The sequence below is a fragment of the Salinibacillus aidingensis genome, assembly GCF_039522525.1.
GTDB classification, from domain to species: domain Bacteria; phylum Bacillota; class Bacilli; order Bacillales; family Alkalibacillaceae; genus Salinibacillus; species Salinibacillus aidingensis.
The window spans coordinates 349,308-374,386 of sequence record NZ_BAAADO010000001.1 but is presented as its reverse complement, the minus strand read 5'-3'; the positions used below and the strand labels follow the sequence as shown (position 1 = coordinate 374,386).

Here is a 25,079-nt window from a genome sequence, read left to right as displayed (position 1 = left end):
CCTATATGTTACAGCGTTTACGAGTGCCACTGTTTTTGATAGCGGCTTTAATGTTTGGCTTTAAATCGTACATTGTTTATAGATTTGTGTTTGATTTATCGATAGAAAATATGATGCAGGAAATTATTTTATTTATAAATCCGTTTGCAACAGCTATCGTGCTTTTTTCATTTGCGGTAATCATGAAGCCTAAGCGTCAGAAGAAGTATATTAAGTATCTTTCGCTTTTTGGAGCATTTCTCCTGTTTGCAAATCTGGTTTATTATCGTAACTTCACCGACTTTATAACCTTACCAAGTATTTTACAATTTAAAAACTTCGGTGATCTTGGAGCCAGTACAGCCAGTTCCATGAAGATATGGGATATCCTCCTGTTTGTTGACACGGTTTTAATCTTCTATCTCGCTAAGAAAAAAGGGGATGACCTGGTATTCTCTTATAACCGTAAGAGTAAATTAGCGATGATTGCATTATCCTTTTCGATATTATTAACAAACCTGGTGTTGGCAGAAATCGAACGTCCGATGCTCTTCAAACGCGGATTTGACCGTGAATATCTCGTGAAAAATGTGGGGCTGGTCAATTATCATATTTATGATGCTATTATAAATTCAAAAACAAAGGTTCAAAAAGTAATGGCAGATGGCAGCAAGCTGCATGAAATCAAGAAGTATACCGAAGAGAATATTAATGACAAGACCTCATCTGAAATGAAAGGAATCGCAAAAGGAAAAAATATCATTTATATCTCTGCCGAATCCGTGCAAAACCTTGTGATTAATCGTAAAGTAAACGGAGAGGAAGTTACACCTTTTCTAAACGATCTGATCAAGGACAGTTATTATTTTAACAACTTTTACCATCAGGTGAACCTGGGAAGAACCTCTGATTCCGAATTTTTAGTGGAGAATTCATTATATCCGCTTCCTAATGGTTCCGTTTTCTTCACTCATGGACAGAATGAATTTAATGCTGTTCCTGAAATCATAAAAGACCATGGGTATTATTCATCCGTATTTCATGCGAATAATAAAAGCTTTTGGAATCGGGATGTAGCTTATGAGAGTCTGGGCTATGATCAATTTTACTCTGAACGGTATTTTAATGTGACGGAGGATAATACAATCGGATGGGGATTAAATGATAAAGCCTTTTTCGATCAGTCCATGAAGTATCTGGAGTCAATGCCAGAGCCGTTTTATACGAAATTTATAACGTTAACGAATCACCATCCGTACGAATTAGACGAAAAATATGCATCAATAGATAAATTTGATTCCAATTCAAAAACCCTTAATCAGTACTTTCCAACAGTACGTTATACAGATGAAGCCATTGAACGGTTCTTTAAAAACTTAAAAGAAAGTGGCTTATATAAGGATTCCATCATCATTATATATGGGGATCACTTTGGTATCAGTGAAAATCATAATAAGGCAATGGGACAGTATTTAAATAAAGAAATCACACCTTATGATTCAGTTCAATTACAACGGGTACCGTTAATTATTCATATTCCTGGACATGAAGATGATCGTGTTATTGAAAAAGTCTCCGGTCAAATTGATCTTAAACCAACCGTTCTAAATATGCTCGGTATAGAAAATGAAGAGGATATTATGTTTGGGAATGATTTATTTGCTAATCAGTCAAAACGCTTTGTTGCGTTCCGTGATGGCGATTATGTGACCGAGGATTATGTATATACGAAGGACACGTGCTATGATCGAGAAACGGGAGAAAAACTGGAGAAATCTGCATGTGAGCCGATCAAGGATAAGGTGCTAAAAGAATTAAACTATTCTGATCAGTTGATCTATGAGGATCTCTTCAGGTTCCAAGATACAGCTTCCTCAGGAAAAGGAAAAGGGAAAGAGGAATAATAAAAAGCCTCGAATCATCTGGATTCGAGGCTTTTTTAAAACAAATTTTTAATTGTCTTACGCATCAGGAAACATTTCTGAGTAAATGGTCATCACAGAAAACCATCCAAAAACAAGGACAGATATTCCGGCAAAACCTGCTGCGAAGAGATTACGTTCTTTTAATCCGCGGATTACCGCAATTGCACATATTATTGTAACGACTAAGAGCATAATACCTAAAACCATTACAATAACCCCCTTTTTATAAATGAATAATGTGCGCTAAAATATACATGGATATGTTTAATATGTATGATATTGCCTACTCTCATACATTTTATATAATTATCGAAGCTTTGTCGAGTCATTTCATAAAATTTTAGGAGGATAAAGGATGAATGTCAAACAATTTTCACTGGGACCGTTAGGAACGAACTGTTATATCTTACATCAGGATGGAAAGGGCTTAATTATTGATCCGGGTGCAGAAGCAAACAAGGTAACACAGTATTTGAATGAGGAAAACATTCAGCCACTCGCTATTCTGCTTACCCATGCTCATTTTGATCATATAGGTGCTGTAGAGGATTTACGCAGACAATTCAAACTTGAGGTTTATTTACATGAAGCAGAACATAACTGGCTTAAAGACCCAATGCTGAACGGCTCACAGCTTTTTGGTGTTACGGAGCCTATCCGTGCAAATGCGGCAGAAAAGGCGCTAGTTCCTGGTGTTTTATCCATTGGAGATTTTACTCTTGCCGTACGTCATACTCCAGGTCACTCCCCGGGTAGTGTATCCTTTTTATTTGAAGATGAGGGGTTGGTTATAGCCGGAGATACATTATTCCAAGGAGGCATTGGCAGGACTGACCTGCCACATGGAAATGGAGAAGAGCTGCTAACCAGTATAAAAACTCATTTGTTATCTTTGCCAGGAGACACGATTGTTTATCCAGGTCATGGACCTCAGACAACTGTCGAAAGGGAGAAACAGACCAATCCGTTTTTTTAGAAAGGGTAAAAAGTCCGAAATGTATCACAGATAATGCGGAGAAATAGATTAAACCCCCTTCTTTTAAGAAGGGGGTTTGGGGGGATGTGCTCTGCTCATTTAAATTTGGTTAGGGATTAGTTAAGCTACTATTAAAACTATAAAGGTTAATTAACACTATGTCAATAGTGAAAACCTAAAAAGGAGCTAATAATGACAGGGATTTTTCAGGAAATCAGGGAAAAGGCCCGGCATGGTGTGATTCCGTATGATACTTACATAGAACTGGCATTATATCACAATAAATATGGATACTATCAGAAAAATGTCCGGATGCTGGGAAAAGAGGGTGACTTTTACACAGCTAATCATGTCGGCGGAATTTTCAGTGAGCTTATGGCAACGATATTTATAAAGGCGGCAAGGCAGTTAAAGCTTCCTTTACAAATCATGGAGCTTGGAGGAGGGGACGGACGTTTTTTCTTACAGCTGATGGACGCATTCAGGGAAATGGGTCTAAAACCTGACAAGTATGTCTTTGTTGAACATAATCCATACGTTAGAAAACAGCTGGAGAGGAAAGTCCCAGCAGATGTGAATGTTGACGTTTATGAATCACTTGAACACTATATGGAGCAAGGAGACAGGTTTACAGGTTTTATCTTTTCTAATGAATTTTTGGATGCTCAACCAGTTCGGGTTGTCGTTAATCGTGGGAAGGGACTTAAAGAGGTCATGGTAGCCGTTAATGACAAAGGAGAGCTTACAGAAATCGAGATGCCATGCTCCACTAATTTAATCAATTGGCTGGAAAAATGGAATTTACTCCCTTTGAAGAATGATCAAAGAATAGAAGTACCCGTATATATGGATACCATCACATCCCTGATTAATCAGTCTTTTATAAAAGGTTTGATATTTACATTTGATTACGGATATACAAATGAAGAGCGACTCCATTATTATCGGAGAAAGGGAAGTCTGCGGGGATACATGCAGCATCGGATGGTCAATAATCCATTACTGCATCCTGGAGATATGGATATCACTCATCATGTACCGTGGGATACATGGATAAAAAAAGGGCAGGAGAAACAATGGAAGCAGCATTTATTAACGAGGCAGAATCAATTTTTTGATCAGATTGGGGAACTGTTTCATTTATTCGCCGAGGTCGATCCGGGAGACCCTTTTTCGAAGGCGGCCAGACGAAATCGGGCGATTAGAACCCTGTTAAGCGATGACTGGATGGGTAGTATGTTTGATGTATGTATACAATCCAAAAATATGAACGAAAAAGATGTGGATCAGTTTTTGAACATATAGGAGGATTAAACGAGTAGAGGTGGAAGCACCCTTTCCTGATTTCTTATCCATTACAATTTCCCAGCCAAAAGAAAAAGGATTGGCGCCAATGCCAATCCTTTTTCTTTTACCTTCATTCCCCGTTTTTTTAATGTCCAAAAGATGGGACTAAGAGGAAGGTCGTATAGTACGTAAATCCAATGAAAAATACTGTACAATAAGCACCAAATATGTACATATACAAGCGTTCTGAAAGCTTTAAGTAACCTAATGTTAAAAAGAACACCGTTTGTGCTAAAAATAAAATGGAGGTATTATACATTTCCCCAACATAAAACATTACAGTAAATATACCAGTCCAGAAAGAAAGAACACGAAACATACGATCCATAATATCCCCCTCCTTTTCCGGGAAAGTCATCAAAATTTATTATAAACTACCTAAAATAGAAAGTAAATGAACTTTTTGGCACTTTTAGAATATACAGGGTGTATGACTCACTATGCATCGTCTTATACAGATAGCTTCGTTTTGTACATACAGGCCTCACAGCCATCAACCATGTTTGCTTCTTCTTCGAGTGTAACAGAAGGAAATAGCTGCTCAAACATTCCTCTTATAAAAAAGCGGTGCATTTCGCAAATATTGTCATTCTGTTCTGAAAATGCCAATTCCTTAAATGGACAATTAAAGATTTTAAAAGAAATCACCTGTGCTGTTTCATCATAGGTAAATTCAGGCTCAAGTCCCAGCGTAACTGAAGTTTCTCTCAGTATGTTTATTTTTTGTTCACTGGTCTGTTGATGAACGGTTACATTTCGATATTTAGAATTCAAAAAGTGTGAGCCGAATTTTTTTCCTGTTTCATAAAGAGCCTGTTTTCCGGCTTCTCCTAAACCTTGTGGAATCATTCAAAACATTTGTTATCTTTAATGTATCGTTCATGGTATGTTCCTTCCTGCTATTAGAGGTGGTACATACCTATCATACAAGAAGTTCTATGAATTGGGAATTGACTTAAGTAAAAATATTTGACATAAATATGAAAACTGGGCTAGCTGGATTCGAACCAGCGCATCACGAGATCAAAACCCGTTGCCTTACCGCTTGGCTATAGCCCAATTTACATTTATATATTTGCCGGATGATCTTTTTATTATTCATTGGATTCAGGATTTATTTTTGAAACGATCTCCTGAGTTAACCTTGAGTCATCCTTCGTTGTTACTCGAAATTGTGCTTCCAGTTCTGTGCTGCTCGAGAGAAAATGTGTAACTTTGACTTGTCCATCAGGATAACTATAGGTAAGAGTTTGTTTTTCAGAGGTTGGTTGAAGGGATGGCAAGTCAGCCTGAAAATCTCTATAGGCACTTAAGAGCAGTGTTTCCAAATGAATGTTCTCCTCCTGATTATATACATGCCCTGCTTCCAGTGTAAGTGCCTGCAGTGCATGGTGTGTAATAAGAAACAGAATCATAAAAAGAAAAAGCATATAAGGAAACATATATCCTCGTTCATTCTTTAACGGACTGAAGCTTATAAAGCGTCCGTTCATAGTTGTTCCCTCCAATCATCTGTAAGGAAACCTGAATGGTTCTCGGGTTATTTTGAAAGTGGATATCCTTTACATTAAACAAAAGAATTTCATGTCCAGTTAAATTCATTCGTCGTCTCACATTTTCCTTGTATTGCTCAATAAGAATGGATCTGTTGCTGCTTTCATGTATATATATTCCGGTAGCTGAAGATTTCAGACGATAGTCCTTCCCCTGATTCAGCTCCAGCTGCAGCAGGTGAAAAAATGTTGAAACGGAGGCTTGTTCATTCTCCGGATATTCCCTGATATGACTAATCTGTACCAGAAGCGGTGCAAGAGCAGGTAAAATCGTTAATAAAATCGTAAGGGAGATTAAAACAGAGACCAGTGTGAATCCTCGGCTAGAATCCTTTTTTAACATATATACACTTACTTTCCTGTTTTCTTTTGATATTTTCCCATGTTATACACCCGGAGGCAGATGAATCTGCGAGATTTATCTCAATCGATGCCGGAGTATGATTGATTTTAACTTGTTTATAAATTGGATATTCCTCCTGATCGTTAAGCATTTCATTATAAAGCTCCGTCATCATCTGCGAGCGGGTAGAAAGCAGATGATGTTCATCACGTGTGTATTGAATGATAGGGAGAAAGATCAGAATCATTGCGAGCAAGAAGGTCAGTGTTACCAGCATATCCATGAAAGCAAATCCATCAGGTTGAAGTTTTCGTGACATAAAATCGCCCTTTCCCAAGTGGAAATGTGACTTGAAAGGTATCCTCTTCCGTATGGATAAGCAGTACACCAGGCTGGTTTGGTGCCCCGGAAGGATAAAAGGAGAACGGAAGCTGAAAAGATTTTAATTCGACATCGATTTCAGAGCTGTACTTTCGTCTTACCACTAACTTTCCAAGTCCACTATGCCGGATTTCATATTTATGGGAATCCGGATGCCAGTGCAGTCTGTATATTTCATTCCTTGTAATCGCCTGATTTTGCATCCATAATACATCCTGTTCAAACAGACTGAAAAACTGCTGAACTTTTAATTCCTTCTGTACGTTTGTATTCACTGGAGCTGTAATAAAAACAAGGGTCATGAATATCGTTAGTACAACAAGCATTTCTATTAAGGTAAAGCCAGCTTCTTTCTGTTTTAATTGACACATTTCATTTTTCACCAAGCTTTTTTTCATTACTGTACTTTTGTAACATTGCCTTCAGCGTCTATTTCAACCCCGTTTGGACATGCGGAATCATCCTCCTTTATATAATCCCCTTCCAGGAGTGATAATTCTGTTGGATATGAATCATTTTCCAGCTTATAGACCTGTACCTGGGACTGAACCAGCTCCACATACGCTTCACATCCCTTATTATCAATGAGTGTATTGTGTTTTCCAATATTAGGGATGGTCAGGATTAATAGAACAGATATAACCATTAAAACAATGAGCATTTCGATAAGAGTGAAACCATTTTCATTTTTCATTAGATCACCTCCTTAAATTTGATCGATCAGCCCAAACATAGGCATTAGGATTGAAAGGTAAACAAAAATGATGATAACGCCAAACAGGATAAAGAACATGGGTTGAATGTACGTAATGGATTTAGACATTTTTTCAAGGAATGTTTCAACAAGTAAGTGAGCATAATTGTCTAAATCTTTTTCTAACGTTCCATCCTGCATGCTTCTTTTGAAAATCAATCCTAATTCTTTTTCAACCAGTGGAAACTTTTCAACGGCGGAATGAAGAGGCTGTCCGGCATAAACAGAACGCATCAGCATCACCGAATAACGTTTCAGTACGGGTAAATGGGTTTGTTCCGAAATGATCTGGAGAGCATTTTTCACGGACAGCCCACTTTGAAGTAATGAACTGAAGTGAAAGCTGAATAAAAAAGAGGTTTCCAGACTTTTTATTTTTCTGACCAAGGGAATATATGCGTATAATCGAATTTTTAAGTCTGTGGATAATTTTGATTTAATCACCGACCAGATTGCTGAAATGAGAAGAATGATTAAACAGGTAATAAAAAAGAGGTTAATAAAAAATTCAATGGATGTGAAGATTTTAGGTGAAAGGTTCGGGTCTGAGCTTTGAATACCCACGTATAATTCGCTTAATGAGGGTAAGAGAAAAAACTTCAAGCCGGCCATTAGTACAATTAAAAACATAAGAATTAATAAAGGATACTGCAGCACTTTTTTCAGCTGATCCTGAAACTGTTTTAACCGACCGAGCAAAGCACTGCCATTTGCTAAGCTGTCTCCTAATTGCCCTGTAGAACGCGAGAAATAAAGATAAGAGGTGACAATAGGGGAAAAACCAAGTCCCTGAAAGATTTTGTCAATATGTTTTCCTTTCATTAACTTATTTTGAATGTGCTCAGCTACAGCTCCCTGTTTAGGATCTAACGAAATCAACTGTAAAGCTTTATTTAAAGAGTACCCATTTTGCAAAAGGGCAGAAAGACGGCTGGTTAACAGAATCTGATCAGCTAATGTTACCTTGCTTTCCCTCGTGAAAAGGTTTCTACTGCGTATTTTCATTAGTAAAACCAAGAGCATAGGCCTTCCTCCTCAGATATTCAAATGAATTGAAACGATCATACTGACCAGGAGCAATTCCCTGTATGGCATTAGTGAGAACGTCTCCATCAATCAGTTCCAGGATAGCTGCACGCTTTTGATCTGTTATCAGACCATCTTCCAAAGGCAATAGCTGCTGAGAGGCAATGCCAATTAAGGCCTGATTAAGATCAGCTTTCGATATACCCAGATCCTGAAGACGAAAAATGGTACCAAAAGCATTTTTGGCATGAATTGTACTTAATACAAGGTGACCTGTGAAGGCAGCTTGAAGGGCAAAACGGGCTGTATGCCGGTCCCTGATTTCACCAATCATTAAGATATCCGGGTCATGTCTTAACACCGCTTTTAACCCGGCATCATAGCTCATGCCAGCTTTTTCATTAACCTGCACCTGTAAAATATTGTCTAATTCTCTTTCGATGGGATCCTCGAGTGTAATTGCCTGAAAGGGTCGGTTTTCAACAATGGACTGCAGCAAGGCATACATGGTGGTTGTTTTTCCGCTGCCTGTTGGTCCGGTAAAGAGAATCATTCCAAACCTTTGCTGTATCCAATTCTGGAGGATTTTTGCCTGGGAAGGAAAGAGAAATAGTTGCTCTAATTGTGGAACCATCTGTCGCGGTAAAATACGAATAGCGAGGCTTTCTGAAGATTCAACAGGTAAGATGGAAAACCGCAAATCATAAATGAGCTGGTGGTGATGATGGGTTAAGGTGCCATTTTGGGGCTTACGTGTTTCAGCTATATCCATCCCTGTTAAGAACTTATAATACGACACCAATGACTGATATTCCGTCTGAGAAATGGAAAACATGAAATTCCGTCTACCTCCTAATCGGAAGTAAATGTCCGTTCCATTCTCAGAAGGGGAAAAATGGATATCAGAAGCTGATTTTGAAATAGCACTTCTTAGTATTTTCTGTGACAACACTTCACATGCTTCCATTTAGATCCCTGCCTTATTTCATTTTTGTGAATTTAAAGGTATTCTACAATCATCTGACGAAAATGTCATATATTTAAAATGGCTGAATGCACCTGGTTGAGTGCAGTAAAAATGCAACTTACTAAAGGAAAATGGGATAATGAATAACTGATGTGAGAAAAAATTCAGGAGTGTACAAAATGAAAAGTATTTGTTTGATTGGATTTATGGGCAGTGGGAAAACCACATTAGGGAAAGAACTTGCTAAAAAATTGGATGCTGTTTTTTTGGATACAGATGAGGAAATTATAAAATGGAGGGAAATGGACATCCCGGAAATTTTTCAACTGGAGGGCGAAAAGCGCTTTCGGGAGTATGAAACAGAAGTGCTTAAAGGTCTTCCTCAAAAGAATACGGTTATAGCTACTGGGGGAGGAATCATTGAAGCCAAAATGAACCGGGATATATTGAAAAATGATTTTTTTACGGTGTATTTAAAAACATCTTTTGAAGAAATCAAGCAGCGGCTTGCTTCTAACAAGAACCGGCCTTTGTGGAATCAGGAAATGGAGAAAAAGGAGCAGTTATACGACAGCCGGCAGTACATTTATGAAGAGTGTGCAGATCAAATCATTCAAACAGATGATTATAGTGCAGAAAGAATCGTGCAAATGATTATGAAGAGTATAGTTCAGCAATAAACGGGAAATGCTATTATAAAACATAAAGTTTATGGGAGTGACCCCCATGTCTGGAAACGAAATTGTTAAATATATGACTCAGGAATTGACAAAGTACATGCAATTACCTAAAGATGAACGGGAACAAAGGAAGTCAAGAAGGAAAAATGAAAAAAGCAGCCGGTCCAGTCGATATTTTGGCATGCTCCCTGCGGCATTTAAAATGTTCTGGGATGGGAAGAGGAAGAAACAATAATCCTCTTCCTTTTTTATGCCCTCAAAGCTTTTTCGGTTTCTTCACTCATGTAAAATAGACCACCGTTTATCGGTTCAATATGAATCTTTGGCAGCAATCGTTTCTTGAGATGATCTAATTCGTTATCATACCTCTCTGTAAGCTGTTCCTGCTCTTCTTCATCCGCTGCCTGAAGATAGGATTCATAGAAGTGGGTTAAAATTTCCTTTTCCTGCTGAAATTTATTGTAGGAATGCTCGGCCCATTGGTGCTCCATTGAATCCAGGTACTGACGGATATAGCCTTCGATACGCCTATAGCCACTTTGAATTTTTATGATAGGAGAAATCGTAAAGCAATAATCGGGGATAATCGTATGAAAATGAATGGATTTGATCTTTTCCATAAGATCGAATACCATCACACCACTTATTAAGTGTAAACCAATGGACAAAATCTCATCCTTCTTCTGCTGACCAATGTAGCTTATTTTGATATTCGCCACAAGCCATGGATTTAGTGCTGCCTGACTGGCCTGTTCATAAAGCATTGTAAACTTGCCGTGTTTCAGCTGGTATTGAAAGATCTGGTGAAGTCTTGGTGACCCAAAATGAATCCATTCTCCTTTTTCCTCCCGTTTATCCGGGTTTGTGATAAATGTAAGGGTGGCGGGTTCTCCTTCCTGACCAATTTTCTTTATATATTCCCAATAAAAGGGACGGTTAAGAAGCAAACGATCCAGTTCCTCATTTAGCTTCACAGTTAAAACACCTGAATCATTTCCTTTCAGTTCGCATTCATTAAGCTCAAAGAATTTTTGAAGATAACTATGAATAGTCTGTTGCTCCATCCTCTGTCACCTCACCTTCTGCAGTATCCTGGAATGCTGCTGTTAGGTTTTCCAGCTTAATTCTGGCTTCCCCGGGAGTTTCTGATTCTGCATAGATATCCTTAATTTCATCCTCGAGATTCGGTATGTTTAATTGCTGCAAAATGATGTCAAGATCACCAATGACTCGTTCAAATAAATTTATTTTCTCATAAAGTAAGGACACTAAATGCTCATCAATTGTATTTTTAATGGCTAAATAATAAATATTGACATCATCCTTCTGACCAAAACGATGGACCCTTCCAATACGCTGTTCCAGTCTCATCGGGTTCCAGGGCAAGTCGTAATGGATCATATTACGGCAAAACTGCAGGTTAATCCCTTCTCCACCAGCCTCAGTCGCAACTAATACCTGAGCATGGTTTTCAAATAATTGAGTCATCCACTCTTTCTTGCTTCGCTTAAATCCACCTCTGAATGGAACGGACGAAATTCCATGCTGCTGAAGAAACCATTGGAGGTAATACTGGGTCGAACGATATTCCGTAAATACAATGAATTTCTCTGATGACTGCTGAATAATTTCTACCATTTGTTTTGCCTTGGAATGATGGGGGAGCTGTTCAATTTTTTCAATAATCTCCTTACTCCAGGAGTGACCGTCGTATTTTTCCTGATGTTCCTCAAACATTTTCTTTAAGGAAAGATAACAGGCTTCACGGCTCGAGCATAACTCTCTTTTCAAGGTAATCGATGTAAATGGGTCACTGGAGACCAGATCATGATCCAACTCATTATATACCTTTTGTTCCTCATCATTAAAATCAATCCACACCGTTTCGACGTTACGCTTTGTCCATTCTACACCTGTATCCTCTCTGCGATTCCGGACCATAACATTCTGGATAAGCTCTTTTAATTTATCATCCTGTTTAAGGGCAGTACGTTTATTCCCAAAGGTTTTAGTAAACTCGTCATAGCTTCCCAGATAACCAGGTTTAAGAATGGTGACAAGATTGAAAATGTCGGACAACTGATTTTGAACGGGTGTTGCGGTTAAAAGAAGACAATACGTTTTCTTTAAACTGTTGACAAACTGATAATTTTTCGTTTTATGATTCTTTAGTTTATGGGCCTCATCGATAATTATAAAATCATATTGCTGATCCAGTACAATATCCCGATGGGGGGGTCGTTTTGCTGTATCAAGGGAAGATACTACGACATCACATTGCTCCCACACGTACGTTTTTTTCTGGGAAACCGCTGGAATATAAAATTTTTCATTCAATTCCTTTACCCATTGATTTACGAGTGATGCCGGGACTAAAATTAAAATTTTCTTCGCTAATCCACGAATCATGTACTCTTTTAGAATTAATCCAGCTTCAATGGTTTTTCCAAGTCCAACTTCATCTGCGAGGATAGCCCGGCCATTCATGTTTTCAACTACTTGCTTTGCACAATCAAGCTGATGGTTCAAAAAGTCCATATGCGGCAAATGCTGAGGTGACTGAAGCCCTTTGAAATCGGGGACGGCCAGCCTTTTCGCAGATTCATAGGCCATTTCAAACATGTCATAACTGCAAAATGGACCGTGATTTTCGATTCGGTGATCAAATTCTTTTATAAATGGCTGATCGAAGTTATAATCTATATTCATGATCTCTCCCCCCAAAACTCCAATAATTTGTCTTACCATTATGAAAATTCATATGATATAATATCTTTGAATCGTTACGTATACATTTCAGTTATGTTAGTTTGTCCTATTTTATTTAAATCAAAACCATGAACATGAAAAAATCATAATCAAAGCGAATGATTGCAGGAGGAGAGACTGCAGTATATGCAGCGCCGAAGGAGCAAGCAATGGGAAGATTGTGAATCTCTCAGGCAAAAAGACTCCTGCATGACGCAGCTCTGGAGAGTGTTCACATAAGTGAGCCACCCAAGAGGCAAGTGACGTAGTCGTCATTAAACTTTCGGGTTCATTGACAGAGAATTCTCTTTTCATAATAAGGGGAATTCTCTTTTTTTGTTTGCTCATGGAAAGCAGTTCCAGATGAATGATAGCAGCAATAGAAGAAATCTAAGTTTATAGAAGAAACTAAAAATGTTGAGGAGGCTTTATATGTCGGAATTAAAGAAAACTCCCTTATTTCCGCTCTACAAGGAGTATGGGGCTAAAACCGTGGATTTTGGCGGGTGGGCGCTTCCGGTTCAATTCACTGGTATAAAAAAGGAACATGAAGCGACCAGAACAAAGGCGGGGCTTTTTGATGTTTCACATATGGGTGAAATCCTCGTAGAAGGGCCTGAAAGTGAATTATTCCTTCAAAAGATGCTGACTAATGACCTCTCAAAACTCACTGTAAATCGTGCCCAGTATACGTTTATGTGCTATGAAAACGGTGGAACTGTTGATGATTTACTCGTCTATAAAAAAGATGAAGATCAATTTTTATTAGTCGTGAATGCGGCCAATACAACGAACGACTACGAGTGGTTAAAGCAGCATGTAATCGATGGTGCCACGGTTAAAAATGTTTCAGATGAATATGCACAGCTTGCTATACAAGGCCCCAAAGCAGAACAAATTGTACAAAAGCTTACCCAAACAGATCTTTCGGAAATTAAATTTTTCAGGTTTCAGGATGATGTACACTTCGAAGGTTTGCAGGCTAAGGCGCTTGTTTCCCGAACAGGCTATACCGGAGAAGACGGCTTTGAAATCTATCTTGCTCAATCAGACGGACCTGTTCTCTGGGAAAAAATCTTACAGGCGGGTGTAGAAGAGGGAATTGAGCCTGTAGGACTTGGTGCCAGGGATACACTTCGATTTGAAGCGAATCTAGCTTTATATGGCCAGGAATTAACAAAGGACATTACCCCAATAGAGGCTGGATTAGGTTTTGCAGTAAAACCTCAAAAAGATGTGGATTTCATTGGAAAGGACGTATTAAGCAAACAAAAGGAAGAGGGACCTGAACGAAAATTAACAGGAATTGAAATGATTGATAAAGGAATCCCTCGTCATAGTTATGATGTGTTTAAAGGGGAAACAAAAATTGGTACGGTAACTTCAGGTACTCAATCACCTACGCTTGGGAAAAATGTGGGTCTTGCTTTGATTCATCATTCTTTTACTGAAGAAGGTGAAGAACTGGAAATACAAGTAAGAAAGCGTCGTCTAAAAGCAAAAGTTGTGCCAATACCGTTTTATAAACGTAAGTAAAAGGAGGGAATCTCATGAGTTTTCGTTATCTGCCTATGACTGAACAGGATAAACAGGAGATGCTTCATACAATAGGAATTGATTCCACAGAAGAGTTATTTCAGGATATTCCGGAAAATGTCCGGTATAAAGAAAGATTGAACATAAAAGAAGCCAAAAATGAATCACAGTTAAAGAAGGAACTTAAAGATTTATCTGAACAAAATGTAAATCTTAAGACCCATACATCATTCTTAGGTGCAGGGGTATATGATCATTACATTCCATCTGTAGTTGATCATGTCATTTCACGCTCGGAATTTTATACAGCCTATACACCTTACCAGCCGGAGGTCTCTCAAGGGGAGCTTCAGGCTATTTTTGAATTTCAAACCATGATCTGTGAATTAACCGGAATGGAAGTGGCAAATTCCTCTATGTACGATGGAGGAACGGCCCTGGCTGAAGCGGTGAATTTAAGTGCCGGTCAGACGAAAAAGAAGAAAGTGATTGTTTCCGGGGCTATTCATCCTGAATCCCTTGATGTCATTAAAACTTATGCTAAAGGGCCTGGTTTAGACATTGTTGAAGTAGACAGCAAGGATGGGATTACGGATTTAGATCAATTAAAAGAGGAACTTGATGAAGATACAGCGGGAGTCGTCGTACAATATACGAACTTTTTCGGACAAATTGAACCCCTTAAAGAAATCCAGAGCCTTGTCGATGGGTTCAGGAAAACGATGCTGATTGTTTCAACGAATCCGCTTGCTTTAGGATATTTAACTCCACCAGGAGAGTTTGGCGCCGATATCGTGGTGGGGGATACTCAGGTGTTCGGGATTCCTGCCCAGTTTGGTGGTCCTCATTGCGGGTTTTTCGCCACAAATAAAAAACTGATGCGTAAAGTACCGGGACGACTGGTTGGTCAGACCGTGGATGAAGAAGGAAAGCGCGGGTTTGTTTTAACTCTGCAAGCCCGGGAACAGCATATTAGACGGGATAAAGCAACCTCTAATATATGCTCAAACCAGGCACTGAATGCTCTTGGATCCTCCGTAGCCATGAGCGCCCTGGGTAAACAGGGATTGAAGGAAATGGCTGTAATGAATATGCAAAAAGCGCGCTATGCCAAAAGGAGGCTGGAAGAAGCCGGCTTTGCCGTACGCTATAAGGGTCCGTTTTTTAATGAATTTGTCATTGAGTGCAAACGTAATGTATCAGATATTAATCGGGAGTTGGCAGAACGCGGATTTATTGGTGGGCTTAATCTGGAAAATATGGATTCCAGCCGTAAAAACCAGATGCTGGTTGCTGTTACAGAGGTGCGCACTAAAGAAGAAGTGGATCAATTTGTAAAAGAATTGGGTGATATCAATGGCTGACCAAAAGGACTTTCCGGTAATTTTTGAACTTAGTAAGGAAGGACGTAAAGGCTGCAGCTTGCCTGACTTAGATGTTCCAGAAGTGGATCTTGCAAGCGAGTTTGGGGATGATTACATTCGTACAGATGAACCGGATCTGCCTGAACTGAGTGAACTGCAGCTCATCAGACATTATACAGCGTTATCAAGGCGTAATTATGGTGTCGATACAGGTTTTTACCCATTAGGATCCTGTACGATGAAATATAATCCGAAAATGAATGAGGATGTGGCGAGATTTGAGGGATTCAGTCACGTCCACCCATTACAGGAAACAGAAACGGTTCAGGGCTCACTGGAATTAATGTATGATTTACAGACATCTCTTGAAGAAATTAGCGGAATGAATACCGTTACTCTCCAGCCCGCAGCAGGTGCACATGGAGAATGGACCGGGTTAATGATGATTCGTGCCTATCATGAACAGAATGGGGATACGGAACGAACGGAGGTCATTGTCCCTGATTCTGCCCATGGAACGAATCCGGCTTCAGCTACAGTAGCTGGTTTTAAGGCCGTAACAGTAAAAACCGATGAAAATGGTCTCGTAGACTTGGAGGATTTAAAACGTGTTGTGGGGCCGAAAACAGCCGCTTTCATGTTAACAAACCCGAACACACTTGGCTTATTTGAAGAACATATTCTCGAGATGGCAGAAATCGTTCATGACGCAGGTGGCAAGCTTTATTATGACGGGGCCAACCTTAATGCAATTATGGGGTATGTCCGGCCAGGTGACATGGGATTTGATGTGGTTCACTTAAATTTACACAAAACCTTCACAGGTCCCCATGGTGGTGGTGGTCCAGGTTCAGGTCCAATTGGCATAACAGCGGAACTGGCTCCATTTCTGCCAAAACCTGTTCTTGTTAAAAACGGTGACTTTTTTGAATTTGACTATAATCGTCCGCACTCAATCGGACGTGTAAAACCTTATTATGGTAACTTTGGTATAAATGTTCGTGCCTATACGTACATTCGTACCATGGGGCCTGATGGCTTGAAAAAGGTCAGTGAATACGCAGTTTTAAATGCTAATTATGTTATGCGAAGGCTTCAAGAAAAATATGCCTTGCCTTTTGACCAGCATTGTAAACATGAATTTGTTCTTTCAGGAAAGAATCAGAAAAAGCTTGGTGTACGTACATTAGATATTGCAAAAAGACTGCTGGATTACGGCTTCCATCCACCAACCATCTATTTCCCGCTAAATGTGGAGGAAGCGATGATGATGGAGCCTACGGAAACAGAATCAAAAGAGACACTGGATGAGTTTATAGATGCAATGCTTGAGATTGCAAAAGAGACAGAAGACCAGCCGGAACTGGTTCAGGATGCACCACATACGACAGTTGTCAGCCGGTTAGATGAAACCCTGGCAGCAAGAAAACCTGTACTAAGATACATGAAAGAGGATTAAATAAAAAATGGATTGCCAGAATTGCTGGCAATCCATTTTATTTTTTGGTTTTAATTTTTCCTGTCCACTTTTTGAAGCCACCCTTAAGCTGGCTAATATCCCTGCATCCATTTTTATAAAGAATGTTCGCTGCTCTTCTTGACCTTGAACCACTTTGACAATATAAATAAACCGGTTTATCTTCACGAACCTCAATGAGCCGTTGCTTCAACTGGGATAAAGGAATGTTTCGGGCACCTAATATATGACCTCTGTCAAATTCGTTAGGTTCTCTTACATCAATTAATTGAGCTTTACGATATCCTTGTTTGAATTCTTCCTCGGTTAAGATTTTTAAAAATCGCCTTTGCAGTAGATATTTAGTAAGTGAATATACAATAATGGCTACGACTAGTATAAATATTATTTCCATCCTGATCCCCTTTCATTGCTTAAACCATTTACATCTATTATATGGTTGATTCAAAAAAGATTCAAAGAATTTTCTTCTATAAAATTCTGGAACAACTATTGAATGTTAAAGGAATAAAAAGCTGCTATATATTGATAAATTCAAAATTCCCCAGAAGATTTAATTTTGCAAGTAACAAAATTCGTCAATGTTTTCATTTACTTTATGCTATATCCATATATCTCTAATTCACGCAGGTTTTTACACAAATTCTAAGTTGACAAAAAAATACCTATTCGTTCTAAAATACAAGATGTTGTGCACTTTCATGAATTATTATACAATATCTTGAGTTTTTTATTGCGCTTTAACGGCTGGATATGATAAGTTAATTATAACATCAAAGAATAGATTACTAGATATGTTTCCTATCGTTTGTTACACTTTGTCGAACTAAGACGTTTATGCGACAAAGTGTCTTACTTTGTTGTAACGAACTCATTTATTTTAACTCAAATCTTAAAAATATGCACATCTTAATATCAGGAAAGGATGAGAAAGTTTGCAAAAAGTAAAAGAAGTAAATCTTCCAATGAATGTGGAGCGTCTGAATCAGGATATCAGGCTGTTTCCTCAGGTACATCCGGTAACGTCAGATATGAAAATCTTACATAAGGGTGTATCTAGACTTGTGATGCTGGACCGGTATGCTTTTAAGGATACAGAGAAGGTAACCTTAACAGATGGAGATTTTGTTGTCCTGACTGTAAAGGAAGATCCAAAATTTCCAGCGCGTGGACTGGGCGTTATTCAATCGATTGATTGGGAGAACAAGACTGCAAAGGTTCTTGTGGATGAAGAATTTCAGTCTGTTCTGGATAATGAAACAGAAGCAGAAACAGGGATCGTTACCAGATCATTGGATGTTATTGAGAAACCACTTGAAGTGTTTTATGAGCAAATTGCTTTACGAAATGCAACAGGGCTGTCCGCTGTAGAAGAAACTGAGGAGAAGCAGAAAGAATGGTTTGAAAAATATTATGAACAGCTGTCGAATCTGAACTTTGTCCCTGCAGGAAGGGTTCTGTATGGTGCCGGTGCAAATACCGATGTTACTTATTTTAACTGTTATGTGATGCCTTATATTCAGGACTCAAGAGAAGGGATTTCCGAACACCGGAAACAGGTTATGGAAATTATGAGCCGTGGCGGTGGTGTTGGTACGAACGGTTCCACGCTGCGTCCACGAAACACACTGGCTCGAGGGGTTAATGGAAAATCATCAGGATCAGTCTCCTGGCTGGATGATATTGCAAAGCTCACTCACCTTGTAGAGCAAGGAGGATCAAGACGGGGAGCACAAATGATTATGCTTGTGGATTCACATCCTGATATCATCGAATTTATTATTTCCAAGATGCAGAATCCAAGAATTCTTAGATATTTAATCGAAAATACGAACGATGATTTAATTAAAAAACATGCTGAGAATAAGCTGAAATTTACCCCGCTGACGGAACAGGAAGAAATGATGTACCAGGGAATAGCTAATTATAAAAATATCCCCGGTCTTGGTGGTTTTAATGAGAAGATTATCAGGGATGCAGAGCAAAAGCTGCGTGATGGTGGTACATTCTCAGTCAATCATCCCGAATTTTTATCAGGTGCAAACATTTCGGTGTGCCTGACAAGAGAATTCATGCAGGCTGTTGAAGAAGACGGCTATTACGAGCTTAAATTCCCTGATGTGGAAAATTATAATGAAGAAGAAATGGCCATTTATAATGAGAAATGGGCTGAAGTTGGAGATGTCCGTGAATGGGAAAAGCAAGGTCACAAAGTTCGTGTACATCGCAGAATAAAGGCAAGTGAATTGTGGGACCTGATTAATATTTGTGCAACCTATTCAGCTGAACCTGGCATTTTCTTTATTGATAACGCTAATGATATGACAAATGCGAAAAGCTATGGCCAAAAAGTAGTGGCAACGAATCCGTGCGGAGAACAGCCACTTGCGCCATACTCTGTTTGCAACTTAGCTGCTGTGAATCTTGCAGAAATGGCGGATAAAGAAAATAAAACTGTCAATTTTGATAAACTGAAGCGTACAGTAGAAGTTGGTGTACGTATGCAGGATGATGTTATTGACGCGACCCCATACTTCCTGGAAGAAAACCGTAAGCAGGCATTAGGTGAGCGCCGTGTCGGTTTAGGTGTGATGGGGCTTCATGACTTACTCATTTATACAGAGACGGAGTATGGTTCTGAAGAAGGAAACCAGGTCGTTGATCAGGTCTTTGAAACCATTGCGACAACGGCTTATCGTACGTCAATTGAACTGGCAAAAGAAAAAGGAAGCTTTCCATTCCTAGTGGGGAACACAGATGAGGAAACAGCAGAGCTGCGTAAACGGTTTACAGAAACAGGATATATGCAGAAAATGCCTGAGGATATCCGTCAGGGAGTTCTTGAGCACGGCATTCGCAATTCCCATTTATTAACCGTAGCTCCTACAGGGTCTACAGGGACAATGGCCGGGGTTTCTACAGGACTGGAACCGTACTTCTCCTTTACGTACTATCGCAGTGGCCGCTTAGGTAAGTTTATCGAAGTCAAAGCTGATATTGTACAGGAATACTTAGAGGAGAATCCGGATCAGGATCCAGACCAATTGCCAAAATGGTTTGTTACAGCTATGTCCTTATCACCTGAGGCTCATGCAGATACCCAATGCGTGATTCAAAAATGGGTGGATTCATCTATTTCTAAAACCGTAAATGCACCAAAAGGCTATACGGTCGACCAGGTCCAAAAGGTTTATGAACGCTTATATCGTGGCGGAGCAAAAGGTGGTACGGTTTATGTAGATGGAAGCCGTGATACTCAGGTTCTAACTTTAAAGGCAGAGGAAAATACTCGTGATGATATGGAAGCAGAAAGAGAAACAGAGAAAAGCAGTGAAGAGCCAATGGTTGTGTTGATGGATACAGTGCAGGAACTGGACAAAACAAGTGTCAATGTCGGTTCTGAGGTAGGAAATACATGTCCGGTGTGCCGTCAGGGTACCGTAGAAGACATTGGCGGATGCAATACATGTACAAACTGTGGTGCACAGCTTAAGTGCGGCCTGTAATAAAAGTTATGTTCAATAAGGACGATCTCACATAAGAGGTCGTTCTTTTATTGTGCAAAAAGATAGAACTGCTTGAATTCCGGTGTTCTAATGTACACCCTCTTCTGCTTATACATCTTATAGATACCCTTAAAAAGGTAAGGATGATTACTTTGAAGGTAGATGGTGTTTTTTCGGGTGGGGGTGTGAAAGCAATTGCTTTTATTGGTGCGCTGGAAGTTGCGGATGAAAAAGGATTCACTTTTGAAAGTGTAGCGGGAACGTCAGCTGGTGCCATATTAGCCACATTGATTGCAGCCGGATATAAAACCTCGGAGATAAAAGAATCATTTATGGAATTAAACCTAAAGTCTTTTATGCAGGAAAGTACTCTTGAAAAAATTTTTCCATTCTTAAAATGGCTGCTTATTTATCATCGGCTCGGGTTATATAAAGGGGATGCATTAGAAAAGTGGATCCAAGAGAAATTATCAGCAAAGGGAATTTACACGTTTCAGGATTTACCTCCGGGGGATCTGAGGATTATCGGCTCTGATTTATCTCTTGGCAGAATGGTTGTATTTCCGGATGACCTGGAAAGGTTATACGGTATCGATGGATTATCCTTTCCCGTTGCAAGAGCCGTTCGGATTAGCGCGTCCATTCCTTTCTTTTTTATTCCTGTAAAAAGAATAAGAGACAAAAGGCATAAAAATATTCTTGTTGATGGGGGATTATTAAGTAACTTTCCCATTTGGTTGTTTCAAACAGGAACAACTAAGCCAAAACGTCCTATTTTAGGGATGAAGCTTAGCTCTTCCTTTGATCAGCTGCCCAGACGAAACATAAAAAATGCCATTTCAATGTTTCAGGCTCTATTTTCCACAATGATACATGCTCATGATGCCAGGTATATTTCAAAATCTGTTACAGCCAATGTCATGTTTATCCCGACAAAGGATATTGATGCTACAGATTTCTCTTTATCAGATGAGGAAAAGTACAGACTTATGGAACTAGGCAGAAAAAGTGCTATCAAATATCTGAAAACCTGGACTTATTAAGAACTAAGTCAAAAACGCCTGTTTACTATAAAAAAACCGACCGTTTTAAAAAGACGCTCGGTTTTTTTTCTTATCCTTTTTTCCATCAATGACTCGCAGATGAGCTGCGTTTCTTTTGCTTTTGGATTTGCCGGGCTGTGCGTTTTGTTTTCGCTGTTTGCGTGCAGTTGCCTGATACATCCGTTTATTCGGTACGGCATTTCCGTATTTACGCCGGGACTGCTTCACTGCCTTACGATACTCTTTGGAAATGCCTCCAGTGCCTCTTTTTCTCATGAAAACATAGAATATACCGAACAAGATGGCTGCAAATCCAGCGGTCATAAGAATATATGTAAAGAGCTGGGCAGTATCAAATAGTAGCTGATAGAAAATACCGAAAACAGCAAGAGCCATTATGATATAAACAAATAGATTTCTTGCACGGAATCGCATGACACAGGCCTCCTTTCTCATTCGCAATTATCCCGAACTGAACATAAGAAAAGCGGATCACCTATAATTTCATTTATATTCTATGTAAAAAGAACCTGTTAAAAATTTTGCCCATTGGAAGGAAAAATATTCATATATTTTTGTTGTTTTGAGGAAATCAGGCATTTTTCCATCCATTATATCTATATATAGTTATGCTGAACATTCTATATTTATTTTTATTTTACTAGAAAATACCGTTAACGTATACATTTTATCAATGATTAGGCATGTCTTTTCGCAAATTGGTTAGGATAACAAAACGGAGGTGGAAAATATGGCAGAAATGAACCAGGAAAAATTGGAGCAAAATCAGCAGGAAGAACCGATGTCTTTGTTGCAGAAAGCCTTATTAACAGGTTTTATCGGCGGAATTTTTTGGGGTCTTTTAGGCTCTTTGGCTTATTATTTTAATTTCTCTGAAGTTTCCCATGCAAGTTTTATTTTACGCTCGTTCTGGCAGGCTGATTGGATTGATGGGTTTACAGGCGAAATGTTAAGCGTTCTGATAGTTGGCGTTATTTCCATTTTGGTTGCGTATGTTTACTATCTTTTATTAAGGAAGCGGGAAGGAATGTTGCCAGGAATTTTATACGGACTAGTTATCTGGTTTATTTTTTTATATTTTCTTAATCCGATGTTCTCAGCGGTTCCCGGTCTGGCCGATATGACGGTTGATACAGTGGTCACAACGATTTGCCTCTTAATTTTATATGGTACATTTATTGGCTATTCGATTTCATTTGAATATAAAAGCCTGCAGGAGATGAAGCAGCAAAGAAAGGAAAATGACTCCCAAAATGCATAAGTAGTATGGTACACTATTCTTTAGACAACATTCTGGGAACAAGGATGGGGAGAGGTATGAAACAATTGCTCCTGTTAAATGGACCTAATTTGAATTTATTAGGGACTAGAGAGCCCCATATTTACGGTAAGAGTGGGCTCGAGGAAATTGAGAGTGAATTAGCAGCGTTTTTAAAGGAGGAAGGCTGGGGGTTAAAAAGCTTTCAGTCCAACCATGAAGGCGCTCTGGTCGATGCCATTCATGAGGCAAATCAGCATTATGAAGGGATTATTTTTAACCCTGCTGCTTATACACATACAAGCGTTGCCTTGAGGGATGCAATTAGCGCAGTGGAAATCCCTGTTATCGAAGTACATATTTCAAATGTACACAACCGGGAGGCATTCAGGAGAGAGTCGTTACTTGCACCTGTTTGCTGGGGACAGATTGCCGGCCTTGGTACGCTTGGCTATAAAGCAGCAGCCCTGGCATTTCTGGAAGAAGATAAGAGAAAGGATGATAAGAGTGGAGAAACTGGACAAGTTTAGATCAGCATTAGCCGACCAGGAATTTGATGGTTTGCTAATCACAAGTGAAAAAAACCGCAGATATATAACAGGATTTACCGGTACAGCTGGCGTTGCTCTTATAACAGAACAAGCTGCTCTTTTTATTACTGATTTTCGCTATACAGAACAGGCAAAGGAGCAGGCTAAAGGATTTGAAATCATTGAACATAAAACCCCGATTCATAAGGAGGTAGCCAACCAGATCAAAAAGCTTGGCATTCAATCCTTAGGCTTTGAAAAAGATCACATGACCTATAGTACATATGAAAGATATAAAAATGAGCTGTCTGCTGAGTTGATTCCCTCATCAGGCCTAATTGAAAAGCTGCGCCTGGTTAAAACCAATGATGAATTGAAACTGATTAAACAGGCATGTGAAATTGCAGATGATGCCTTTGATCATATTCTTGACTATATTAAGCCAGGTGTTAAAGAAATTGATGTATCAAATGAACTTGAATTTTTCATGAGAAGAAATGGGGCGGAATCTTCCTCCTTTGATATCATCGTAGCCTCCGGCTATCGATCTGCACTGCCGCACGGGGTTGCCTCGGAAAAGACGATTGAAAGCGGCGAGCTCGTCACTCTTGACTTTGGAGCATACTACAAGGGCTACTGTTCAGATATGACGAGAACCGTGGCTGTAGGACGGATTAGTGACGAACTAAAGGAAATTTATGATACAGTTCTTCAGGCCCAGCTAAAAGGCGTAGAAGGAATTAAACCGGGCATAACCGGGATTGAAGCAGATGCTCTAACACGGGATTATATTAAAGCTAAAGGATATGGAGACTATTTTGGCCACTCAACAGGTCATGGAATTGGTCTGGATGTTCATGAAGGTCCGGGGCTTTCCTTCCGATCTGAGCAGAAGCTGGAGCCGGGCATGGTTGTAACCGTAGAACCTGGAATCTATATATCCAATGTAGGCGGCTGCCGTATTGAAGATGATATAGTGGTAACTGAAAATGGATATGAAAAACTGACATTTGCGAAAAAAGAACTTATAACTTTGTAGTGTGTGTTTAGAAAGGGGATAACATATGATTTCAGTAAATGATTTTCGTACAGGACAAACCATTGAGCTGGATGGAGATATCTGGCAGGTTGTAGAATTTCAGCATGTAAAGCCAGGGAAAGGTGCAGCGTTTGTTCGTTCAAAGCTGCGTAACCTTCGAAATGGAAACATACAGGAGCGAACCTTTCGGGCAGGGGAAAAGGTAAATACGGCTCATCTTGAGCGTAGAAACATGCAGTATTTATACGCCTCAGGTGATGTTCATACATTTATGGATCAGGAAACTTTTGATCAGATTGAACTTCAATCCTCTCAATTAGAGAAGGAACTAAACTACCTAAAGGAAAATATGCAAATTACCATGCTTATTTATGAAGGAGAAACGATTGGTCTTGAACTTCCAAATACAGTAGAATTGGAAGTCACTGAAACAGAACCGGGAATTAAGGGTGATACAGCCAGTGGAGGTACTAAACCTGCAACACTGGAAACAGGATTGGTCGTACAGGTGCCTTTCTTTGTAAACAATGGGGATGTACTTGTTGTTAATACAAGTGATGGAAAATATGTTTCCAGAGCATAACAATGAATATTAAACATAAGAATGCAAGGAGCTATCCGTTAGG

Annotated in this window: 28 protein-coding genes, 1 tRNA gene and 1 riboswitch; of the genes, 14 read left to right on the top strand and 15 right to left on the bottom strand. The window is 39.3% G+C overall.

Annotated elements, in window-relative coordinates; translation table 11 throughout:
* The first annotated feature begins 5 nt into the window (after positions 1–5).
* Positions 6–1,883 (top strand): LTA synthase family protein, encoded by a 1,878-nt coding sequence (locus tag ABD006_RS02015; RefSeq protein ID WP_343836979.1) that lies wholly within the window; start codon positions 6–8, stop codon positions 1,881–1,883.
* A 57-nt stretch (positions 1,884–1,940) separates the two neighbouring features.
* Here ABD006_RS02015 and ABD006_RS02010 read toward each other — a convergent pair whose 3' ends face one another.
* Entirely contained in the window at positions 1,941–2,111 is a 171-nt protein-coding gene (locus tag ABD006_RS02010) for a DUF2759 domain-containing protein (protein ID WP_343836977.1), read from the bottom strand.
* A gap of 148 nt (positions 2,112–2,259) precedes the next feature.
* Between ABD006_RS02010 and ABD006_RS02005 the strand changes: the two genes are divergently transcribed.
* Positions 2,260–2,880, top strand: coding sequence for an MBL fold metallo-hydrolase (locus ABD006_RS02005; RefSeq protein ID WP_343836974.1), 621 nt, complete (start codon positions 2,260–2,262; stop codon positions 2,878–2,880).
* A 192-nt stretch (positions 2,881–3,072) separates the two neighbouring features.
* Positions 3,073–4,185, top strand: a complete 1,113-nt coding sequence (locus tag ABD006_RS02000; RefSeq protein ID WP_343836972.1) for an SAM-dependent methyltransferase — start codon at positions 3,073–3,075, stop codon at positions 4,183–4,185.
* Positions 4,186–4,312: 127 nt separating this feature from the next.
* Here ABD006_RS02000 and ABD006_RS01995 read toward each other — a convergent pair whose 3' ends face one another.
* The 10 genes from ABD006_RS01995 to comGA all read right to left on the bottom strand — a co-directional run bounded on the left by ABD006_RS01995 (position 4,313) and on the right by comGA (position 9,251).
* Positions 4,313–4,555 carry a DUF2626 domain-containing protein gene (locus ABD006_RS01995; protein WP_044158103.1) on the bottom strand — a complete coding sequence of 81 codons (243 nt, stop codon included), beginning with the start codon at positions 4,553–4,555 and terminating at the stop codon, positions 4,313–4,315.
* A 122-nt stretch (positions 4,556–4,677) separates the two neighbouring features.
* A complete protein-coding gene (locus ABD006_RS01990; protein WP_343836968.1) occupies positions 4,678–5,076 on the bottom strand; it encodes a helix-turn-helix domain-containing protein in 399 nt (132 codons plus the stop codon).
* A 138-nt stretch (positions 5,077–5,214) separates the two neighbouring features.
* Positions 5,215–5,286, bottom strand: a tRNA-Gln gene (locus ABD006_RS01985).
* 35 nt (positions 5,287–5,321) lie between these two features.
* Positions 5,322–5,720, bottom strand: a complete 399-nt coding sequence (gene comGG / locus ABD006_RS01980; protein ID WP_343836965.1) for a competence type IV pilus minor pilin ComGG — start codon at positions 5,718–5,720, stop codon at positions 5,322–5,324.
* The gene (gene comGF / locus ABD006_RS01975) at positions 5,680–6,123 is read right to left on the bottom strand and encodes a competence type IV pilus minor pilin ComGF (RefSeq protein WP_343836962.1); all 444 of its coding nucleotides are present in this window, start codon (positions 6,121–6,123) and stop codon (positions 5,680–5,682) included. Before comGF ends, comGG begins: the two co-directional genes overlap by 41 nt.
* On the bottom strand, positions 6,104–6,442 hold the full coding sequence (locus tag ABD006_RS01970; RefSeq protein ID WP_343836960.1) for a hypothetical protein: 339 nt from the start codon (positions 6,440–6,442) through the stop codon (positions 6,104–6,106). Before ABD006_RS01970 ends, comGF begins: the two co-directional genes overlap by 20 nt.
* Positions 6,420–6,902 carry a competence type IV pilus minor pilin ComGD gene (gene comGD, locus ABD006_RS01965; protein WP_343836958.1) on the bottom strand — a complete coding sequence of 161 codons (483 nt, stop codon included), beginning with the start codon at positions 6,900–6,902 and terminating at the stop codon, positions 6,420–6,422. Before comGD ends, ABD006_RS01970 begins: the two co-directional genes overlap by 23 nt.
* Entirely contained in the window at positions 6,902–7,198 is a 297-nt protein-coding gene (gene comGC / locus ABD006_RS01960) for a competence type IV pilus major pilin ComGC (RefSeq protein ID WP_343836955.1), read from the bottom strand. The genes comGD and comGC overlap by 1 nt, the downstream gene beginning before the upstream one ends.
* Positions 7,199–7,210: 12 nt before the next feature.
* Positions 7,211–8,281, bottom strand: coding sequence for a competence type IV pilus assembly protein ComGB (gene comGB / locus ABD006_RS01955; RefSeq protein ID WP_343836953.1), 1,071 nt, complete (start codon positions 8,279–8,281; stop codon positions 7,211–7,213).
* The gene (gene comGA / locus ABD006_RS01950; RefSeq protein WP_343836951.1) at positions 8,247–9,251 is read right to left on the bottom strand and encodes a competence type IV pilus ATPase ComGA; all 1,005 of its coding nucleotides are present in this window, start codon (positions 9,249–9,251) and stop codon (positions 8,247–8,249) included. The genes comGB and comGA overlap by 35 nt, the downstream gene beginning before the upstream one ends.
* A 179-nt stretch (positions 9,252–9,430) precedes the next feature.
* Between comGA and ABD006_RS01945 the strand changes: the two genes are divergently transcribed.
* On the top strand, positions 9,431–9,931 hold the full coding sequence (locus ABD006_RS01945) for a shikimate kinase (RefSeq protein WP_343836949.1): 501 nt from the start codon (positions 9,431–9,433) through the stop codon (positions 9,929–9,931).
* A gap of 46 nt (positions 9,932–9,977) precedes the next feature.
* Positions 9,978–10,166, top strand: coding sequence for a YqzE family protein (locus ABD006_RS01940; protein ID WP_343836947.1), 189 nt, complete (start codon positions 9,978–9,980; stop codon positions 10,164–10,166).
* Between the two features lie 13 nt (positions 10,167–10,179).
* Here ABD006_RS01940 and ABD006_RS01935 read toward each other — a convergent pair whose 3' ends face one another.
* Together ABD006_RS01935 and ABD006_RS01930 are read right to left on the bottom strand one after the other, a co-directional pair.
* The gene (locus ABD006_RS01935) at positions 10,180–10,995 is read right to left on the bottom strand and encodes a YqhG family protein (RefSeq protein WP_343836945.1); all 816 of its coding nucleotides are present in this window, start codon (positions 10,993–10,995) and stop codon (positions 10,180–10,182) included.
* The gene (locus tag ABD006_RS01930) at positions 10,973–12,640 is read right to left on the bottom strand and encodes a DEAD/DEAH box helicase (RefSeq protein WP_343836944.1); all 1,668 of its coding nucleotides are present in this window, start codon (positions 12,638–12,640) and stop codon (positions 10,973–10,975) included. The genes ABD006_RS01935 and ABD006_RS01930 overlap by 23 nt, the downstream gene beginning before the upstream one ends.
* 158 nt (positions 12,641–12,798) lie before the next feature.
* Positions 12,799–12,895: riboswitch (glycine riboswitch) on the top strand.
* A gap of 216 nt (positions 12,896–13,111) precedes the next feature.
* Between ABD006_RS01930 and gcvT the strand changes: the two genes are divergently transcribed.
* The 3 genes from gcvT to gcvPB are packed head-to-tail and all read left to right on the top strand — an operon-like array spanning position 13,112 to position 17,038.
* Complete coding sequence (gcvT, locus tag ABD006_RS01925; RefSeq protein ID WP_343836942.1) at positions 13,112–14,215, top strand: glycine cleavage system aminomethyltransferase GcvT; 1,104 nt, start codon at positions 13,112–13,114, stop codon at positions 14,213–14,215.
* A gap of 14 nt (positions 14,216–14,229) precedes the next feature.
* Positions 14,230–15,579, top strand: coding sequence for an aminomethyl-transferring glycine dehydrogenase subunit GcvPA (gcvPA, locus tag ABD006_RS01920; protein ID WP_343836939.1), 1,350 nt, complete (start codon positions 14,230–14,232; stop codon positions 15,577–15,579).
* Positions 15,572–17,038: an aminomethyl-transferring glycine dehydrogenase subunit GcvPB gene (gcvPB, locus tag ABD006_RS01915; protein ID WP_343836937.1), complete on the top strand. Its 1,467-nt coding sequence runs from the start codon at positions 15,572–15,574 to the stop codon at positions 17,036–17,038. The genes gcvPA and gcvPB overlap by 8 nt, the downstream gene beginning before the upstream one ends.
* A 37-nt stretch (positions 17,039–17,075) precedes the next feature.
* Here gcvPB and ABD006_RS01910 read toward each other — a convergent pair whose 3' ends face one another.
* Positions 17,076–17,450, bottom strand: a complete 375-nt coding sequence (locus tag ABD006_RS01910; protein ID WP_343836935.1) for a rhodanese-like domain-containing protein — start codon at positions 17,448–17,450, stop codon at positions 17,076–17,078.
* A 571-nt stretch (positions 17,451–18,021) separates the two neighbouring features.
* Here ABD006_RS01910 and ABD006_RS01905 point away from each other — a divergent pair.
* Positions 18,022–20,562: a vitamin B12-dependent ribonucleotide reductase gene (locus tag ABD006_RS01905; protein WP_343837739.1), complete on the top strand. Its 2,541-nt coding sequence runs from the start codon at positions 18,022–18,024 to the stop codon at positions 20,560–20,562.
* Between the two features lie 143 nt (positions 20,563–20,705).
* Positions 20,706–21,605 (top strand): patatin-like phospholipase family protein, encoded by a 900-nt coding sequence (locus ABD006_RS01900; protein ID WP_343836933.1) that lies wholly within the window; start codon positions 20,706–20,708, stop codon positions 21,603–21,605.
* A 45-nt stretch (positions 21,606–21,650) separates the two neighbouring features.
* Here ABD006_RS01900 and ABD006_RS01895 read toward each other — a convergent pair whose 3' ends face one another.
* Positions 21,651–22,040 (bottom strand): SA1362 family protein, encoded by a 390-nt coding sequence (locus ABD006_RS01895; RefSeq protein WP_343836929.1) that lies wholly within the window; start codon positions 22,038–22,040, stop codon positions 21,651–21,653.
* A gap of 316 nt (positions 22,041–22,356) precedes the next feature.
* On the opposite strand from ABD006_RS01895, the gene ABD006_RS01890 reads away from it, so the two are divergent.
* The 4 genes from ABD006_RS01890 to efp are packed head-to-tail and all read left to right on the top strand — an operon-like array spanning position 22,357 to position 25,036.
* On the top strand, positions 22,357–22,887 hold the full coding sequence (locus ABD006_RS01890) for a YqhR family membrane protein (protein WP_343836927.1): 531 nt from the start codon (positions 22,357–22,359) through the stop codon (positions 22,885–22,887).
* 56 nt (positions 22,888–22,943) lie between these two features.
* Positions 22,944–23,414 (top strand): type II 3-dehydroquinate dehydratase, encoded by a 471-nt coding sequence (gene aroQ, locus ABD006_RS01885; protein ID WP_343836924.1) that lies wholly within the window; start codon positions 22,944–22,946, stop codon positions 23,412–23,414.
* Complete coding sequence (locus ABD006_RS01880) at positions 23,392–24,453, top strand: M24 family metallopeptidase (RefSeq protein WP_343836922.1); 1,062 nt, start codon at positions 23,392–23,394, stop codon at positions 24,451–24,453. The genes aroQ and ABD006_RS01880 overlap by 23 nt, the downstream gene beginning before the upstream one ends.
* A gap of 25 nt (positions 24,454–24,478) precedes the next feature.
* Positions 24,479–25,036, top strand: coding sequence for an elongation factor P (efp, locus tag ABD006_RS01875; protein WP_044158052.1), 558 nt, complete (start codon positions 24,479–24,481; stop codon positions 25,034–25,036).
* Positions 25,037–25,079 lie beyond the last annotated feature (43 nt).

Excerpts from the sequence above, each read along its gene's own strand:
- ABD006_RS01910 (WP_343836935.1), bottom strand. The coding sequence starts at position 17,450 with ATGGAAATAATATTTATACTAGTCGTAGCCATTATTGTATATTCACTT.
- gcvT (WP_343836942.1), top strand. The coding sequence starts at position 13,112 with ATGTCGGAATTAAAGAAAACTCCCTTATTTCCGCTCTACAAGGAGTAT.
- gcvPB (WP_343836937.1), top strand. The coding sequence starts at position 15,572 with ATGGCTGACCAAAAGGACTTTCCGGTAATTTTTGAACTTAGTAAGGAA.
- ABD006_RS01995 (WP_044158103.1), bottom strand. The coding sequence starts at position 4,555 with ATGGATCGTATGTTTCGTGTTCTTTCTTTCTGGACTGGTATATTTACT.
- ABD006_RS02015 (WP_343836979.1), top strand. The coding sequence starts at position 6 with ATGTTACAGCGTTTACGAGTGCCACTGTTTTTGATAGCGGCTTTAATG.
- ABD006_RS01940 (WP_343836947.1), top strand. The coding sequence starts at position 9,978 with ATGTCTGGAAACGAAATTGTTAAATATATGACTCAGGAATTGACAAAG.
- ABD006_RS01970 (WP_343836960.1), bottom strand. The coding sequence starts at position 6,442 with ATGTCACGAAAACTTCAACCTGATGGATTTGCTTTCATGGATATGCTG.
- ABD006_RS01990 (WP_343836968.1), bottom strand. The coding sequence starts at position 5,076 with ATGATTCCACAAGGTTTAGGAGAAGCCGGAAAACAGGCTCTTTATGAA.
- efp (WP_044158052.1), top strand. The coding sequence starts at position 24,479 with ATGATTTCAGTAAATGATTTTCGTACAGGACAAACCATTGAGCTGGAT.
- comGG (WP_343836965.1), bottom strand. The coding sequence starts at position 5,720 with ATGAACGGACGCTTTATAAGCTTCAGTCCGTTAAAGAATGAACGAGGA.
- gcvPA (WP_343836939.1), top strand. The coding sequence starts at position 14,230 with ATGAGTTTTCGTTATCTGCCTATGACTGAACAGGATAAACAGGAGATG.
- comGB (WP_343836953.1), bottom strand. The coding sequence starts at position 8,281 with ATGCTCTTGGTTTTACTAATGAAAATACGCAGTAGAAACCTTTTCACG.
- comGC (WP_343836955.1), bottom strand. The coding sequence starts at position 7,198 with ATGAAAAATGAAAATGGTTTCACTCTTATCGAAATGCTCATTGTTTTA.
- ABD006_RS01895 (WP_343836929.1), bottom strand. The coding sequence starts at position 22,040 with ATGCGATTCCGTGCAAGAAATCTATTTGTTTATATCATAATGGCTCTT.
- ABD006_RS01930 (WP_343836944.1), bottom strand. The coding sequence starts at position 12,640 with ATGAATATAGATTATAACTTCGATCAGCCATTTATAAAAGAATTTGAT.
- ABD006_RS01900 (WP_343836933.1), top strand. The coding sequence starts at position 20,706 with ATGATTACTTTGAAGGTAGATGGTGTTTTTTCGGGTGGGGGTGTGAAA.
- ABD006_RS01935 (WP_343836945.1), bottom strand. The coding sequence starts at position 10,995 with ATGGAGCAACAGACTATTCATAGTTATCTTCAAAAATTCTTTGAGCTT.
- ABD006_RS01945 (WP_343836949.1), top strand. The coding sequence starts at position 9,431 with ATGAAAAGTATTTGTTTGATTGGATTTATGGGCAGTGGGAAAACCACA.
- ABD006_RS02000 (WP_343836972.1), top strand. The coding sequence starts at position 3,073 with ATGACAGGGATTTTTCAGGAAATCAGGGAAAAGGCCCGGCATGGTGTG.
- comGD (WP_343836958.1), bottom strand. The coding sequence starts at position 6,902 with ATGAAAAAAAGCTTGGTGAAAAATGAAATGTGTCAATTAAAACAGAAA.
- comGF (WP_343836962.1), bottom strand. The coding sequence starts at position 6,123 with ATGTTAAAAAAGGATTCTAGCCGAGGATTCACACTGGTCTCTGTTTTA.
- ABD006_RS01905 (WP_343837739.1), top strand. The coding sequence starts at position 18,022 with ATGAATGTGGAGCGTCTGAATCAGGATATCAGGCTGTTTCCTCAGGTA.
- comGA (WP_343836951.1), bottom strand. The coding sequence starts at position 9,251 with ATGGAAGCATGTGAAGTGTTGTCACAGAAAATACTAAGAAGTGCTATT.
- ABD006_RS01890 (WP_343836927.1), top strand. The coding sequence starts at position 22,357 with ATGGCAGAAATGAACCAGGAAAAATTGGAGCAAAATCAGCAGGAAGAA.
- ABD006_RS02010 (WP_343836977.1), bottom strand. The coding sequence starts at position 2,111 with ATGGTTTTAGGTATTATGCTCTTAGTCGTTACAATAATATGTGCAATT.
- aroQ (WP_343836924.1), top strand. The coding sequence starts at position 22,944 with ATGAAACAATTGCTCCTGTTAAATGGACCTAATTTGAATTTATTAGGG.
- ABD006_RS02005 (WP_343836974.1), top strand. The coding sequence starts at position 2,260 with ATGAATGTCAAACAATTTTCACTGGGACCGTTAGGAACGAACTGTTAT.